The organism is Streptococcus sp. 27098_8_82 (genome assembly GCF_041431615.1).
Classification (GTDB): domain Bacteria; phylum Bacillota; class Bacilli; order Lactobacillales; family Streptococcaceae; genus Streptococcus; species Streptococcus sanguinis_K.
The window spans coordinates 265,312-281,820 of record NZ_JAPVYB010000003.1; the positions used below are offsets into that span (position 1 = coordinate 265,312).

Sequence of the window (16,509 nt, forward strand, 5' to 3'; positions counted from 1 at the left end):
ACCTAAAATCCAATCAGCTACCGCATCAAAAATTTTTCGAAAAATATTGTTTTGAAAATTTCACGTCGTAATGATAGGAAGAAATCCAGAGGTTGCAACCCAGCCTCTGTTTTTCGCTAAACTAGAGGGTGACGCTCATGAAGAAAGTGCTCTGTTTAATTTATCCTAATTTCTCACTTTATGAAGTAGTTGGTCTGACCAGTACTTTAGCTCTATCTTTTGGTGTTGAGGTTGATTATGCTAGTTCAGATAGAAATGTTATAAGAACGGAAGATGGGCTTCCTTGTCAACCTACTAGAATACTGGATGAAGTAGTTATCGAAGACTATTCTTGTGTCATTTTGCCAGGAATGATAAATATCGTCCCTGCTTTGCATGATGAAAAATTGATTTCTTTCCTAAAAAGTTTGAAGCAGCAAGAAGTTTTAATTACAGCTATTTCATCAGCACCCATTTTATTGGCGAAAGCAGGTTTGTTGAAGGACGCTAAATTTACTGGTGGGATTTGGCAAAACTTCTTTGACTATTTTGAATTTCTTCCACGGGAGAATTTCAAAGCTCAAGCGGTCCTGCAAAATAAGAACATCATTACGGCTGTTGGCTTTGCACATCAAGCGTTTGCGAGAAAAGTGCTTCTTAGTCTAGGTTTGGTAGATAATGCTGATAACTATTTTAAAGAACGTAATCAGTATTCGGAAGAGGACTTGATATTCACTTTATCAGAAGAAGAGTTTGCTGAAATGAAGCATGAATTTGAAAATACCCTCTGATCAATATTTTCTAAAATTTAAAGAAAGGAACATGGGTGTTCGCAACTGAACACGGGTTCCAAAAATTCTGACTCAATATAAAAGAAAGGAACTGAACCCGACCTAAATTCTTGGAAAAAAGAGAAATCAGCCTAGGAGCATCGCTCCGTCGCCTGATTTCCTATTTTTCAGTCGAATTTTACGGTCTTGGTATCTTACATGAACAATACAGAATATTATGACCGTCTAGGTGTCTCTAAGAATGCTTCTCAGGATGAGATCAAGAGAGCCTATCGGAAATTATCTAAAAAGTACCACCCCGATATTAATAAGGAAGCTGGGGCGGAGGACAAATATAAAGAAGTCCAAGAGGCTTATGAAACGCTGAGCGACGAGCAAAAGCGGGCAGCCTATGATCAATACGGCGCAGCGGGAGCTAATGGCGGCTTTGGCGGTGGTGCAGGCGGCTTCGGTGGCTTTGATGGCTCCGGCTTTGGCGGTTTCGAAGACATCTTCTCTAGCTTCTTTGGTGGCGGTGCTTCGCGTAATCCTAATGCTCCGCGCCAAGGGGATGATCTTCAATATCGTGTAAATCTCCGCTTTGAAGAAGCGATTTTCGGAGCTGAGAAGGAAATCAAGTATAACCGCGAAGCGACTTGTCGTACCTGTGACGGGTCTGGTGCTAAGCCAGGAACTAGCCCTGTTACTTGTGGTCGCTGCCATGGATCAGGTGTTATCAATGTTGATACCCAGACACCGCTTGGCATGATGCGTCGCCAAGTGACCTGTGATGTCTGTCATGGCCGAGGAAAAGAAATCAAAAGTCCTTGTGAAACCTGTCACGGAACGGGTCATGAAAAACAGGCTCACAGCGTTAAGGTGAAAATCCCAGCTGGTGTGGAAACTGGTCAGCAGGTCCGTCTGTCTGGTCAAGGTGAAGCAGGCTTTAATGGCGGTCCTTATGGTGATCTTTATGTTGTGGTCCAAGTTGAGCCGAGTGACAAGTTTGAGCGAGATGGCTCTACCATTTACTACAAGCTCAATCTCAACTTTGTCCAAGCAGCTCTTGGTGACAGTGTGGATATTCCAACTGTTCACGGGGATGTGGAGCTGAATATCCCAGAAGGAACACAGACTGGCAAGCGTTTCCGTCTGCGTGGCAAGGGAGCACCGAGTCTGCGTGGTGGAAGCATGGGGGACCAGTATGTTACAGTCAATGTTGTGACGCCGACTGGCCTCAACGACCGTCAAAAAGCTGCCCTCAAAGAATTTGCGGAAGCTGGCAATATTTCGGTCAATCCTAAGAAAAAAGGCTTCTTCGACAAAATGAAAGATGCCTTGGAAGATTTGTAATCATATAAAAAGGAGCAGCCTAATGCTGTTCTTTTTGTGTTTTCTAGAAGGCTATTTAAGTAAATCTAGTCAAGGAAGAGAGCCGCTCTGATCAGCTCTTTAATCAAAAGAAATTCACAATAAAAAGCGTAAAGAGATTTTCTCTATTTACTTTTACAAAAAATAATTGTTTTTTTAAGAAAAATCTATTGTAAAAATTTCCTAAAAGATATATGATAATACTATATGTATAAGACGCATCTTTTTAGCCTGCTGGGGAGTTGGCTAGGAAGATAATGGGAGATTAACTTTATACATTTTAGGAAAAAGGGGATTTATAAAGTGAAACGTTTTGAAAAAGTGCAGGAGCGAATTCAGAAATATTCGATTCGCAAATTGTCTGTCGGTGTGGGCTCAGTTGCCATTGCAGCTCTGATTTTTGGGAGCTCTTTGTCCAGTTCGACAGTTGCTGCAGATGAAGTAGGAGGCGGTGCGACTGCTCACTATACTTATGTTGAAGAGCAAGAGCTAACAGAGCAGGAAAAAGGGCTGATTAAGAAAGGTCTGCCTGAAAATCTGCAAACAGGGGAAAATTATTACCTGATTTATCGGAAGCAAGATGGGCAAACTGTCTTGCCGAGTACAGGAAATACTGGTCAGCCGTTTCTCAGCTTATTTGCAGGAACGGCTATTTTGGCTGTCTTGGTATTCTCACGTAAGAAATCTAGTAAGTTACTAGGAGTGCTTTTGCTAGGTAGCTTGGGACAAACTGTGTTACAGTCTCCTCAAGCGTTTGCGCTAGAAAATCGGGAATTGCTTTCTTATAATCGTCAAGTTGCGGTGTCGTCAGCAGTCTCTGAAGCGGATGTGACCATTGCAGGCTATAACTATATCGGTTACTTTACAGCTTCTGATTTGCGTACTTTGACGGAGACCAAGACAACCTCTCTGCCGGCTGGTCAAGAGGCTCAAGCGCAAGCAGAATTATCAGAAGCTGCAAAAGAGGATTCTGATTCTATTGATCGAGCTGCTCAGGCAGGGTTGCAGTATCAGCTGAATCCTGATGAAAGTGATTCTGGCCAGATAGGGAATCTTCCAACTCCAGCTCCAGCTCCAACTCCAGCTCCAACTCCAAATCCTAGTCCAGCTCCTCAGCCGTCAAATCCACCTATAGAAACGGCAAAAGGGGAAAGTTTACAAGAACCTGCCTTGCCAGAGTACAGCGGTGCTGTGAACGGCGAATCGCTAGTTCAAGCAGACAATCCGGTCTATGATGCTCCAGTAGCTACAGTTAGTGACACGGCTCCAGTTGAGCCAGCCCTCCCAGAATACACGGGCGGCGTTAACGGCGAGTCAGTAGTTCAAGCGGACAATCCAGTCTACACGGAACCAGTCGGTACAGCTGGCGACACAGCTCCAGTTGAGCCTGCATTGCCAGAGTATACAGGCGGCGTTAACGGCGAATCGACAGTTCAAGCAGACAATCCAGTCTATGATGCTCCAGTAGCTACAGTTAGTGACGTGGCTCCAGTTGAGCCAGCTTTGCCAGAATACACAGGTGGCGTTAATGGTGAGTCGACAGTTCAGCCAGAACAGCCTAGTCTACATACAGACATCAAGCTAGAAACGATTGAACCTCAAGTTGTCAACAAGACAGATGATAGCAAGTATCTTGATGAAGAGACCACTATCGATGGAACTCCAGGACAAAAAGAAATTGTAACCAGCTATGAAGTCTTGGACGGTAATCGCATATCGGAGCCACAAACAACTGAAAGAATCTTGCATGAAGTAGTTGATACAGTGGTCACTCGAGGTAGCAAGGCTCGCATCAATAAAGAAGAATTGAGCAAGCAGCTAGCTTTAGCAGCGGCTGTGGATCCAGGAGTTTACACCAATCAATCCTATCAGCAGCTACAAGCAATTAAGAATATGGCTGCGACAGTTTATCAAACTTCGTCTAGTCAAGATGAAGTAGATGCGGGTGTCAACCAACTCAAGCAGGCTTTAGCTGACTTATTGGCCCTTAAAGCAGCGCCAAATCTGACTGTTTCAGCAGTTAAGAAGGATGAATTGCAGAAGTCAGTTCAGGTCCAATACCAGCTGACGGATAGGGACCAAGCCTTTACTAGTGCTCATGTTCGTCTGAAGAAAGATGGCCAGCTGATAGCTGAGCAGAACTTGATGGCAGGCCAGCTGACTGCTAGCTTCAGTGGTTTGGACTACTATACTCCTTATAAGATTGAGACGACTCTGTCCTATGATTTAGGGAATGGCCCTGAAGGTCAGGAATTAGCTCAAGAGACAGTCCAGCTTGATCTGAAGAAGGTAGAACTCAAATCCATCACTAATGTCGCTTTGATGAAGGTTGAAAATGGCCAGACAAAATTGATGCCTACTTTGGCTGAAAAACCAGCAAATCTGGACCAATATTACCTGCACTTTACATCAGACCAATTTAAGGACACTGTCCTGCCGGTTACCTCTATCGAGGAAGTGGTCGTTGATAACCAGCCTGTCTTCAAGATCCAGGCTCAGCTGCCAGACTTGCTGCAAAGAAGTGCAACTGGTCTTCAAAATAGCTTTGACTTCTATCTGGAAAAGGCCAAGAAGCGTGAAGGAAATGTCTACTATGACTTCCAAGACCTCTTGGACGGCATTAAGGAAGATCCTTCTGGAACTTTTATTCTGGGCCGCAGTATCAGTGCCAAGCTGATTGACAAACCTGCCAACAGCAAGTCTTACCTGCAAGGTGAATTCAAAGGTCAGCTGATTGGTGGTCAAAATGGTGAACGCCATGCTATTTTAGACTTGGCGCATCCTTTATTTGATACGATTACTGGCGGAACGGTCAAGGATATTGACTTTAAGCGGGTCAATATGGTTTATCCAGATTCGCAAGCGGGCGATACGATTGCCACAATTGCTGCTCGCTTGAAGAATAAAGGAGTAATCGAAAACGTCAATGTCCAAGGCTACTTGGAAGGAAGAGACCATATAGCCGGTCTGGTTAACAATATAGAAGGCCAATCTCGAGTTGAAAATGTCTCCTTTAAGGGTCGTATTAAGTCCAAGGGTGGAAACTCTGTTACAGCCGGTATCGCTGGAACCAACGCCATGTCCTTAGTAAGCCGAGCTTATGTCGAAGCGGATATTTGGGTCAAGAGTGGGCAAAATGCAGGTATGCTGGTCGCTCAAAACTTCACTGACTATTCAGGTTCAGGCTGGGGGAATTGGGGCAAGCTGATGCAATCAGTTGCCAAAGGTAAGTTGGAGGATGCAGGCTCAAGAAATGCGGCTGGTATCGCTGCTTCCATTTGGCCGTATGGAACTATCAATGACACAGTCAGCTATGCCACAGTAGTGAACGGTAAAGAGCTCTTTAGCTCAGATAATGAGATTACCGACGCTTGGATGGGACAAAAACTCCAAAACCTCTTTGGTGTTCAGGGACAAAGCTCTGGAACCAAGACAGGAAAAGATGCCAAGTTCCGTCGCTTGACAGAAGCTGAAGCGGAGCAAAAAGTCAAGAGCTATCGGATTACGGCTCTTGAACAAACCAGCGCAAACGAAGTAACAACGGAGAAGCTAAATGCTGCTATCCTGAGAACAAGTACTTATCAAGATAAGCCAGGATACAAGGCAGAAAATGAACAGCTTTATCAGAACTTAGAGCGCTTTATGCCTTTCTACAATCAAGAGTTCTTGATTCATGAAGCCAATAAGCTGGTGGATGCTGGTAAGGCGGGTGACCTGTTGACTAAGAAAGTCCTATCAGTTCAAGCGCTGAAGGGCAATCAGTTTGTTGCTGGCGTAACAGATGCAGATAAGATCTTACTCCATTTTGCAGACGGAAGCAAGACCATCTACAATCTTCAAAATCAAGCACGATTTGAACAGACGGCTCTGCCGGAATATCAGATTGCAGAGCTTGGTACAGTCTATACTCCAAATCACTCAACCGCAGTCAAAGAAGACCTGCTGACTCAGCTGACTGAGAGCTTGAAGAGTTTTGAACTATACAGTGATGAAGTCTATCGTTCTGTTGGTCTGCCTAATGATAATGACAAGGTCAACAAAGTGAAGCGCCTCTTCTTGGATGAATCTCTGGCTGAGGTGAAAGCCAATTTGTCGGATATGCTTAGTAAGCTCCTAGCCAATGAATGGACAAGATTCCATGCTGACAATCCAGCAGCTAACGAAGCTCTGAAAGCTAAAATCGAAGAAAACAAGACCGCTATCATGCTCGGTCTGACCTACCTCAACCGTTATTACGATCTCAAGTTTGGCGACTACAACCTCAAGGAGCTGGTGCTCTTCAAACCAGACTTCTATGGTGAAAAAGTGCCATTGCTGGATCGCTTGATTAAGATTGGGCGTTCGACAGAAAATCAACTGAAAGGGGCAGACAATGTCAATATGTTTGCACGTCAGTTGAAGGCTGAGTCCAAGTCTAGTGATTTAGTGGCTTACTTGGATTACAATCGTCGCCTGCTGACTGACTTTGCGGATATGGATTCATGGTTCAAGGATGCAACCCGAGGCTTTATTCAGTTTGAAGAACGACAGTCAGAAGTCGAGGAGATTAAGTCTGCTAAGTATCGCGTCTTTGATAACCTCAACTCTGAATATTTCAGCAATTATATCCTTCCGCTTCTAACCTTGAAGAATACGCGTTTAGCCATTCTGTCAAACTATAGCACGATGGCCTTTGTCAACAGAGACAAGCGCCGATCATGGTCTGATGAACGATTTAATGCGCGCATCAAGGAAGTAGCGACTCAGCATCGAAATCACGTAGACACTTGGTACAAGCTTCTCTCAGATGATATCAAGTCCAGAATGGTCAAGCAAAATGTAACAGCTGTATGGGATGGTTTCGATGTAGAAGGACGTGGCTGGATTGATGTCAACGGAAATGATAATAAGGGCAATCCTTATGCACCATCCCGCGAGTTCTTTAACCTAGTTGGTGGCAGAGCTGGTGGCTGGTACAAGTCAAATGGCTATGGCGCCCATGCTGCTGGTTCAATCCGTGTGAACTTCGAGGCCTTTGACCTCTTGACGGAATATGGTGTGTCCGTCTTCACGCACGAGCTTACCCACGTCAATGACAGAGATATTTATCTGGGCGGACATGGCAGACGACAAGGGATTGGACCAGAAGGCTATGCCCAAGGGATGCTCCAATCGCCTGTTCCTGATCAGCCGGGCTGGGGTGCTTTGGGTCTCAATATGGCCTTTGATCGTCCAAATAATGGTAGTCTCATTTTCAATAGCTCGCCAAGTCTCTTCAAGAACCGAGCAGACATCGACCATTACATGAAGGGCTATAATGATACCCTCATGTTGCTGGATTACCTTGAAGGTCAAGCGGTTGTGGATAAAGGAAATGCAGCGGCAGCTAAATGGTTCAAGAAGATTGAACCGAAGGTTGTAGATGCTCGAACTCAATATGATGTCGTGAGAGAGTTGACAGCAGAGGAGAAAGCGGCCATGTCAGTCTCTTCTGTAGAGGACTTGGTTGACCAAGGCTTGCTGTCTAACCGTGCGGTTGACAATCGAACTTATAACCCTGCTGATTACGACTCTAGTTATATTGCTATAGACTTTATGACGGGTATCTATGGTGGCGGTCAAAACAATACTGGAGCGCCAGGTGCCTTGATGTTCAAGCATAATACCTTCAGAATCTGGGGTTACTATGGCTATGAAAAAGGCTTTGTAAGCTATGCTTCCAATAAACACCGTAAGACAGCCAATGAGCAAGGTGTGACTGGTTTGAGCGATAACTTTATCATCAAGCAAATTTCTGAAGGCGAATTTGAAACCATGGAAGCCTTCAAGAAAGCTTACTTCAGACAAGTTGCTGAGAAAGCTCAAAACTTAGGAATTAAGCCAGTGACAGTCAACGGAAAAGTCTACAGTACTTTTGAAGAGCTGAAAGGTGGCTTTGCAGAAGCTGTTGACAAGGATCTGAAGAAATCTCGTGTCGATGAACGGGCAACCAAGGACTTCAAGTATGCTGTCTTTACGCAGTTGCTCAAGAACACCAACAGCTTTATGGATGAAAACTCCATTTGGGGTTCCTAAGAAAAAGTGTCAGATTTGCTGATGTGTAACTGCAAATAATGACCTTTAGCAATATGTAATCAATAACCCATTTGAATTTGCTCTGTTTGTGTCGTCACTGACGGTCTGATTCAGATGGGTTGTTTTGTTGTATAATGGCAAGTCAAAGTGCAGATTATCCCTATTTCTTATACAATATTTTTCAAAAAATCTGTCCCCGGACAGTTCCTGCTTTTAGGGCTTGCTGGGGGCTTTTTTTCCTGCTAAAATAAACACATGACACGTTATAAAGCTATTATTTCCTATGATGGTTATGGCTTTGCTGGTTTTCAGCGACAGCCCCATGCCAGAAGTGTTCAGGAAGAGATTGAAAAGACCCTGACCCGTATCAATAAAGGCCAGCCTGTGGTGATTCATGGAGCAGGTCGGACTGACAGCGGTGTCCATGCTCTGGGACAAGTCCTGCATTTTGATTTACCGGAGGGACGGGATGAAGAGAAATTGCGTTTTGCCTTGGATACACAGACGCCAGAAGATATTGATTTTATTAGGGTGGAGCAGGTGTCGGACGATTTTCACTCTCGCTACAATAAGCACAGCAAAACCTATGAATTTTTGGTGGATATCGGCCGGCCCAAAAATCCTATGATGCGCCATTATGCCACGCATTATCCTTATCCGTTGGAGCTGGGTCTGATAGAAGAAGCGATTGCTCAGTTAGAGGGGACGCATGATTTTACTGGCTTTACGGCTTCTGGGACCAGCGTGGAAGACAAGGTTCGGACCATCACCGAGGCCAAGGTCCGCTATGATGCGGAGCGTAATTTTCTAGTCTTTACTTTTTCGGGCAATGGCTTTCTCTACAAGCAGATCCGCAATATGGTCGGTACCTTGCTCAAGATTGGCAACAAGCGCATGCCGGTGGAGCAGATTCAGAGGATTTTAGCGGAGAAAGATCGCCATCTGGCAGGGCCAACAGCCGGCCCTAACGGCCTTTATCTAAAGGAGATTCGTTATGAAGAATAAGTTGATTTTAGCCCTTTCGGGCAATGATATTTTCAGCGGCGGCGGACTACACGCTGACTTGGCTACCTATACAGTCAATGGTCTGCATGGGTTTGTAGCTTTGACTTGCCTGACTGCGATGACAAACAAAGGATTTGATGTTATTCCGGTTGAAGAGGAGGTTTTTGCCCAACAGTTGGCCAGTCTCAAGGATGTTCCTTTTTCTGCTATTAAGATAGGGCTTTTACCCAATCTGCAAATAGCAGAGCAGGCATTGGATTTTGTCAAGCAACATGCGGACATACCAGTAGTGCTGGATCCTGTTCTGGTCTGCAAGGAAAATCATGATCTGGAAGTTAGTGCATTGAGAGAAGAACTCATCAGGTTCTTCCCTTATGTCAGCATCATCACGCCTAATTTGGCAGAAGCTCAGCTATTGACCCAAAAAGAAATCAAAACTCTGGAGGACATGCAGGTAGCAGCGAAGGAGCTTTATGATTTAGGAGCCAAGCATGTAGTGATAAAGGGTGGCAATCGCTTGAGCAAGGAGCGGGCGGTGGATGTTTACTATGACGGCCGAGAGTTTGAGGTCATTGAATCGCCAGTGCTGGCCAGCAACAATACCGGAGCGGGCTGCACATTTGCTTCCAGCATTGCCAGTCAGCTGCTTCTAGGCAAGTCTCCACTTGCAGCAGTTCAATTGTCTAAAGATTTTGTTTACCGAGCGATTCAGCGCTCAGATCAATATGGGGTAGTTCAGTATGAGAAATAATCAAGTTAAAAAATTAGTTATCTTAGCTTTCATCACAGCACTGTCTGTGCTTTTGGGGAATTTTGTGAAAATCCCAACGGCGACTGGCTTTTTGACCTTGTTGGATGCAGGGATTTATTTTACAGCCTTCTACTTTGGCCGCAAGGAAGCGGCTATTGTCGGAGGCCTTTCAGGCTTTTTGATTGATATGATTGCCGGCTATCCCCAGTGGATGATTTTCAGCCTGATTTGCCACGGACTTCAAGGTTTCTTTGCTGGTTTGGAGGGCAAGAAACGCTACCTTGGGCTAGTTTTGGCTACGGTGGCTATGGTCGGTGGCTATGCCCTCTTTGGTAGTATCATGAATGGTGTCGGGGCTGCCCTAGCCGAAATCTCAAGTAATTTTATGCAGAATGCTTTTGGTTTAGCAGTCGGTTTTGCCCTCTACAAAGCTTTCCCGGAGAGTTTGAAAAAGACAGTCACAGTGAAATAAACGAGGTGGGACATGGACTTAGCTAAGATTGGAGCAGAAACTCGTCAGATTGTTCTAGATGTTTTGGACAAGGCTGCCTTGGTCGAGGGAGATATTTTTGTTCTGGGTCTATCCTCTAGTGAGGTTGTCGGAGGCCATATCGGTCAGAATTCCAGTCTGGAAGTCGGACAGGTTATTGTCAAAACCATACTGGATATCTTAGAAGAGAAGGGTATCTTTCTAGCAGTTCAGGGATGTGAGCATCTCAATCGCGCCCTCGTAGTCGAAAGAGCCTTAGCAGACAAGAAGGATTTGGAAATTGTCAATGTTCTGCCTACTCTTCACGCAGGCGGCAGTGGTCAGCTAGCTGCTTTCCAATACATGAAGGATCCTGTCGAGGTAGAGTTTATTGTCGCTCAGGCGGGGCTAGACATTGGCGATACTGCTATCGGCATGCATGTTAAGCACGTGCAGATTCCTATCCGACCGATTCTCAAGGAATTGGGAGATGCCCATGTCACGGCTTTAGCCAGCCGTCCCAAGCTGATTGGCGGCGCCAGAGCGGCCTATATAGAGGATAAAATCAGGAAGGGATAAAAGGAAAAATAATTTTGAAAAAAACTCTAATTATGCTATAATGGGTTGTATTCAATAAATTTTAAGGAGAAATGACAGAATGTCTGTATCATTTGAAAACAAAGAAACAAATCGCGGTCTTTTGACTTTTAGCATCAGTCAAGAGAAAATCAAGCCAGCCTTGGACCGTGTATTTAACTCAGTAAAAAAAGATATTGCTGTACCAGGTTTCCGTAAAGGTCGCCTTCCACGTGCTATCTTCAACCAACGTTTTGGTGAAGAAGCTCTCTACCAAGATGCTTTGAACGCTCTTCTTCCAGAAGCATACGAAGCTGCTGTCAAAGAAGCAGGTATCGAAGTAGTTGCTCAGCCTCAGTTTGATGTAGAGTCTATGGAAAAAGGTCAAGACTGGGTCATCAAAGCTGAAGTAGTCACTAAGCCAGAAGTTAAGCTGGGTGCATACAAAGACTTGGAAGTAACTGTTGAAGCTACTAAAGAAGTGACTGACGCTGAAGTAGATGAGCGCATTGAGCGTGAGCGCAACAACTTGGCTGAGTTGGTTCTCAAAGAAGGTCCAGCAGCAGATGGTGATACAGTTGTGATTGACTTTGTTGGATCTGTTGACGGCGTTGAATTTGACGGCGGCAAGGGTGACAATTTCTCACTTGGACTGGGCAGCGGTCAATTCATCCCAGGATTTGAAGAGCAGTTGGTTGGCCACAGTGCGGGTGAAACAGTGGATGTTGTCGTAACTTTCCCAGAAGACTATCAGGCAGAAGACTTGGCAGGCAAGGAAGCTAAATTTGTGACAACTATTCACGAAGTTAAAGAAAAAGAAGTTCCAGCGTTGGACGATGAACTTGCAAAAGATATTGACGAAGAAGTGGAAACGCTTGACGAGCTGAAAGAAAAGTACCGCAAAGAATTGTCAGAAGCTAAGGAAACAGCTTATAAGGATGCGGTAGAAGCAGCAGCTATTGATCAAGCAGTAGCAAACGCTGAAATCGTTGAGCTCCCATCTGAAATGGTTCATGAAGAAGTGCACCGCGCAGTCAATGAATTCTTGGGCAATATGCAACGCCAAGGAATCTCACCTGACATGTACTTCCAAATCACTGGTACTACTCAGGAAGACCTGCACAAGCAATACGAAGCAGATGCTGAGTCACGTACTAAGACAAACCTTGTCGTAGAAGCTGTTGCTAAGGCAGAAGGTTTTGAAGCTAGCGCAGAAGAAATCGAAGCAGAAGTAACTTCATTGGCTACAGACTACAACATGGAAGTAGAACGTGTTCGTCAATTGCTGTCAGAAGACATGCTGAAACACGACATTGCTATCAAGAAAGCTGTTGAAGTGATTACAAGCACTGCGAAAGTGAAATAAAGCTTCATCATTCAAAATGAAATCATTTGAAACTAGTGTATAAATGCATTAGTTTCTTTTTGTACTTGTTCCGTGATTTTTCCTGGATTTTCTTTTGACGAAAATAGAAATTTATCGTACAATAGAAAGTAGCGAAAAATTGTAAGAGGGCGACAAGCCTTTACTTAATCTTAAAGGAGATCAACTTTGGAATTAGAAGTATTTGCTGGACAGGAAAAAAGTGAGCTTTCTATGATTGAAGTGGCGCGTGCCATTTTGGAAGCCCGCGGCCGCGACCATGAGATGTATTTTAATGATCTGGTCAATGAAATTCAAAATTATCTGGAAAAATCAAACAGCGAGATTCGTGATGCCCTGCCATTGTTCTACACAGAACTCAATGTAGACGGCAGCTTTATTCCGCTGGGAGATAATAAATGGGGCCTGCGTTCATGGTATGCTATCGACGAAGTGGATGAAGAAATCATCGCCTTAGAAGAGACTGATGAGGATGACGCACCTAAGAAACGCAAGAAGAAACGCGTCAATGCCTTTATGGATGGCGACGAGGATGCCATTGACTACAGCGATGACGATCCAGAAGATGAGGACGGCTACGAAGCTGATCCTGCTCTCTCATACGATGAGGAAAATCCAGACGATGAGAAGAATGAAGTGGAAGCTTACGATGCTGAAATCAACGAAATTGCTCCGGATGATCTAGGTGAAGAAGTCGAACTCAACGAAGAAGATGACGACTACTCTGACGAAGACACGGAGACCGAAGAGGAAGAATAAATCAACCAAAAGAAGCAAGGGACGAAATCCTTTGTTTCTTTTAATGTTCCTTGAAATATAAGTTCGGAAGGTGTAGAATACTAATAAAATTTAATAAAGAAAAGGCGGAGGTAAGCTGCTATGAAATTTGTCATTGATAAGAGTTTGAGTGATTTAGGTATTAAGAGCGTTGTTATCGGGATTGCCAAGAATGTTAATCCACATGCAGAGCTATCCCCATCATTTCTAAAAAAGAAAAAGGAAATGGAAGACTGGGCTTTATCCTGCGACTTGGGTGAGGTGCTTGAGTCGCCAGTGGTTAAAGGTTATATAGAAATACTGCAGCGCGTAGGTCGCAGTGTCAAGAAAAATCCTCCGACGGTTCCCGCTCTGATTCGCAATATCCAGCACCGCGGATCGCTCCCTCATATTAATAGCATTATTGATATTTATAATGTCGAAGCCCTGCATTCTCTACTGGCTATTGGAGGGCATGATTTTGATAAGATTGAAGGTCAGATAGAATTCACCGTAAGCCAAAAGGAAGATGTTTTTCTGCCTATTTTGTCCAAGGAGAAGCATGTTGCCAAGACGGACTATGTCTATCGGGATGCCAAAGGCATTTTGGCTTGGCTGGATGTTCGTGACAGCGATTATTATAAGTTTGATGAGGAGACCAAGGATGCTATTTTCATCATTCAGGGGAATGCCAATACCTCTGTCGAAATGCGTCTGGAAGCCTTGGAACGAATCCGACACGATTTAGCAGAGTGCATGCCCGATGTAGAATTTGAAACACATGTCATTAGTATTGAGGAAAATGGATGAGAACCGACTGAAAATATTTGACAATTTTTTAGGTTTGCGATATTATACTGTTCGGGCACCTCTTTTAGAGGTCAGAGCTTCCTGTTTTCAGGGAGCTATTTTTCTTTTTCAGACAGATTATGGGAAATCCTCCTCTAGATAAGTTTCCAGCAACGACGTGGTTGCTGGAATGAATTGTTTTATGAAAAGGAGTACGTATGTCAACTAAATATATTTTTGTCACCGGCGGTGTGGTTTCTTCTATCGGAAAAGGGATTGTGGCAGCTAGCTTGGGCCGGCTTTTGAAGAATCGAGGCCTCAAGGTTACGATTCAGAAATTTGACCCTTATATCAACATTGATCCCGGCACCATGAGCCCTTATCAGCATGGGGAAGTGTTTGTCACAGATGATGGAGCCGAGACGGATCTGGATCTGGGGCACTATGAGCGTTTTATTGACATCAATCTCAATAAATACTCCAATGTCACCACTGGTAAAATCTATAGCGAAGTCCTACGCAAGGAGCGTAAAGGCGAGTATCTGGGAGCGACGGTCCAAGTCATTCCGCATATTACAGATGCTCTCAAGGACAAGATCAAGCGGGCAGCACGGACCACGGACTCGGATGTGATTATCACAGAGGTCGGAGGTACAGTGGGCGACATCGAGTCTCTTCCTTTCTTAGAAGCTTTGCGCCAGATGAAGGCGGATGTCGGTGTAGACAATGTCATGTATATCCATACAACTCTCCTGCCCTATCTCAAGGCAGCCGGCGAAATGAAGACCAAACCGACTCAGCATTCTGTCAAAGAGTTGCGAGGTTTGGGGATTCAGCCTAATATGCTGGTCATCCGCACAGAGAAGCCAGCTGGACAAAATATCAAAAACAAACTGGCTCAATTCTGTGATGTGGCGCCGGAGGCGGTCATTGAGTCGCTAGATGTGGAGCATCTTTACCAAATTCCTCTCAATTTGCAGGCGCAAAAGATGGACCAAATCGTCTGTGACCATCTGAAGCTGGATGTGCCGGCAGCGGATATGACTGAATGGTCAGCCATGGTAGAGAAAGTGATGAGTCTGGAAAAGCAGGTTCAGATTGCTCTGGTCGGCAAGTATGTCGAGTTGCCAGATGCCTATATTTCAGTTGTCGAAGCGCTCAAGCATGCCGGCTATGCTAATGATGCGGAGGTTAAGATTAACTGGATTGATGCGAATCAGGTAACGGCCGAAAACGCAGCTGAGCTTCTTGGAAGTGCGGATGGGATTATCGTTCCGGGCGGCTTTGGTCAGAGAGGAACTGAGGGTAAGATTCAGGCAATCCGCTATGCGCGTGAGCAGGATGTGCCTATGTTGGGTATTTGCTTGGGTATGCAGTTAACCTGTGTCGAATTCGCCCGTCACGTCCTGGGATTGGCAGATGCTAACTCAGCGGAGCTCAATCCAGACACAGCATTTCCGATTATTGATCTCATGCGTGATCAGATTGATGTCGAAGACTTGGGTGGGACGCTGAGACTGGGGCTCTATCCTTCTAAGCTTAAGCCTGGCTCTAAGGCAGCAGCAGCTTACGACCATCAAGAAGTCGTGCAGCGCCGTCACCGCCATCGCTATGAGTTTAACAATGCTTTCCGCGAGCAGTTTGAGGCGGTCGGATTTGTATTTTCAGGAGTTTCACCAGACAATCGCTTGGTCGAAATAGTAGAAATCCCAGAAAACAAATTCTTCGTTGCTTGTCAGTATCACCCAGAGCTTTCCAGCCGACCGAACCGACCTGAAGGTCTTTATAGGGCATTTGTCACAGCAGCGGTAGAAAAGAGCCAGGAGAGATAGACTTGCTTTTTCTAGGATAAGCGATTTTTCTAGAGAAATGTTATAATGAAAAATAAAAGGAGGGAAGAAGATGTTTCTAAACATTTTAGCTAGTATTCGTACTAATAATTTTCAAGATGAGCATTGTATAGAAAAAATCCAAGCTCTCTGGCAGCAACAAGAGGGAGCTGTGAAAGAAGCTTTTGCTGAGGGGGAGCCGGTTTATGCCGTCTATCATGACTATGCCAATGATTACAAAGGAGACTACAGCCTCTCTATCTGCCGTTTGACAGATGGGGAAGTCTATGATTTTGACACATCCGAGCAGACCTATCAAGTCTTTGAAGCGGATAAGGAGGATCCGCAAGCGATTCTTCATGCTTGGCAGAGGATTTGGCAGGCAGAAGAATCAGGTGAGCTTCATCGGGACTACACTATTGACTTTGAAAAATACGATCCCGACCAAACGGTGGCTGTCTTTATTGCGACTCAGCAACCTTGAGTTTTCTATGTTCCTGCCTTAGCTTCATTTTCGCTTAGATTTCTTAGATTTGCTGATTGAGTAGAAAGTTGATTTTTTGAAATAAAGTCAAAAATTTTCTTGACAAGCCTTAGCTGTCCTGTTATACTAGTAAGGTACTCAATCGCGGGGATGGCGGAATTGGCAGACGCGCAGGACTAAGGATCCTGTGACCGCTTTAGGTCGTGAGGGTTCAAGTCCCTCTCTCCGCATCAAGTAAGCTGGCTTCGGCCAGCTTTTTCTTTTTGCGATAGAGACGCTTAAAAAGGCTAAG

12 protein-coding genes and 1 tRNA gene are annotated in these 16,509 nt (G+C 44.8%); all 13 read left to right on the forward strand.

What is annotated here, in order from left to right; all coding sequences use genetic code 11:
- Positions 1–137: 137 nt before the first annotated feature.
- The 13 genes from O3627_RS07475 (at position 138) to O3627_RS07535 (ending at position 16,447) form a co-directional block, all read left to right on the forward strand.
- On the forward strand, positions 138–770 hold the full coding sequence (locus O3627_RS07475) for a DJ-1/PfpI family protein (RefSeq protein ID WP_011837492.1): 633 nt from the start codon (positions 138–140) through the stop codon (positions 768–770).
- Positions 771–968: 198 nt separating this feature from the next.
- Positions 969–2,102, forward strand: a complete 1,134-nt coding sequence (gene dnaJ / locus O3627_RS07480; RefSeq protein WP_002905343.1) for a molecular chaperone DnaJ — start codon at positions 969–971, stop codon at positions 2,100–2,102.
- Positions 2,103–2,423: 321 nt separating this feature from the next.
- Entirely contained in the window at positions 2,424–8,174 is a 5,751-nt protein-coding gene (locus O3627_RS07485) for a ZmpA/ZmpB/ZmpC family metallo-endopeptidase (RefSeq protein WP_125382520.1), read from the forward strand.
- A gap of 255 nt (positions 8,175–8,429) precedes the next feature.
- Positions 8,430–9,179, forward strand: a complete 750-nt coding sequence (gene truA / locus O3627_RS07490) for a tRNA pseudouridine(38-40) synthase TruA (protein WP_125382518.1) — start codon at positions 8,430–8,432, stop codon at positions 9,177–9,179.
- Positions 9,169–9,930, forward strand: a complete 762-nt coding sequence (locus tag O3627_RS07495) for a bifunctional hydroxymethylpyrimidine kinase/phosphomethylpyrimidine kinase (protein WP_343092099.1) — start codon at positions 9,169–9,171, stop codon at positions 9,928–9,930. Before truA ends, O3627_RS07495 begins: the two co-directional genes overlap by 11 nt.
- Positions 9,920–10,402 (forward strand): ECF transporter S component, encoded by a 483-nt coding sequence (locus O3627_RS07500; protein ID WP_247908953.1) that lies wholly within the window; start codon positions 9,920–9,922, stop codon positions 10,400–10,402. The genes O3627_RS07495 and O3627_RS07500 overlap by 11 nt, the downstream gene beginning before the upstream one ends.
- Positions 10,403–10,414: 12 nt before the next feature.
- Positions 10,415–10,978 (forward strand): TIGR01440 family protein, encoded by a 564-nt coding sequence (locus O3627_RS07505; RefSeq protein WP_314366822.1) that lies wholly within the window; start codon positions 10,415–10,417, stop codon positions 10,976–10,978.
- Between the two features lie 79 nt (positions 10,979–11,057).
- Entirely contained in the window at positions 11,058–12,341 is a 1,284-nt protein-coding gene (gene tig, locus O3627_RS07510; protein ID WP_125382513.1) for a trigger factor, read from the forward strand.
- Between the two features lie 186 nt (positions 12,342–12,527).
- On the forward strand, positions 12,528–13,118 hold the full coding sequence (gene rpoE, locus O3627_RS07515) for a DNA-directed RNA polymerase subunit delta (protein WP_002898937.1): 591 nt from the start codon (positions 12,528–12,530) through the stop codon (positions 13,116–13,118).
- 120 nt (positions 13,119–13,238) lie between these two features.
- The gene (locus O3627_RS07520) at positions 13,239–13,925 is read left to right on the forward strand and encodes a B3/4 domain-containing protein (protein WP_125382512.1); all 687 of its coding nucleotides are present in this window, start codon (positions 13,239–13,241) and stop codon (positions 13,923–13,925) included.
- A 197-nt stretch (positions 13,926–14,122) separates the two neighbouring features.
- The gene (locus tag O3627_RS07525) at positions 14,123–15,736 is read left to right on the forward strand and encodes a CTP synthase (RefSeq protein WP_125382510.1); all 1,614 of its coding nucleotides are present in this window, start codon (positions 14,123–14,125) and stop codon (positions 15,734–15,736) included.
- Between the two features lie 70 nt (positions 15,737–15,806).
- Positions 15,807–16,217 (forward strand): GyrI-like domain-containing protein, encoded by a 411-nt coding sequence (locus O3627_RS07530; RefSeq protein ID WP_002908767.1) that lies wholly within the window; start codon positions 15,807–15,809, stop codon positions 16,215–16,217.
- Between the two features lie 144 nt (positions 16,218–16,361).
- Positions 16,362–16,447 (forward strand) — tRNA-Leu (locus O3627_RS07535).
- Positions 16,448–16,509 lie beyond the last annotated feature (62 nt).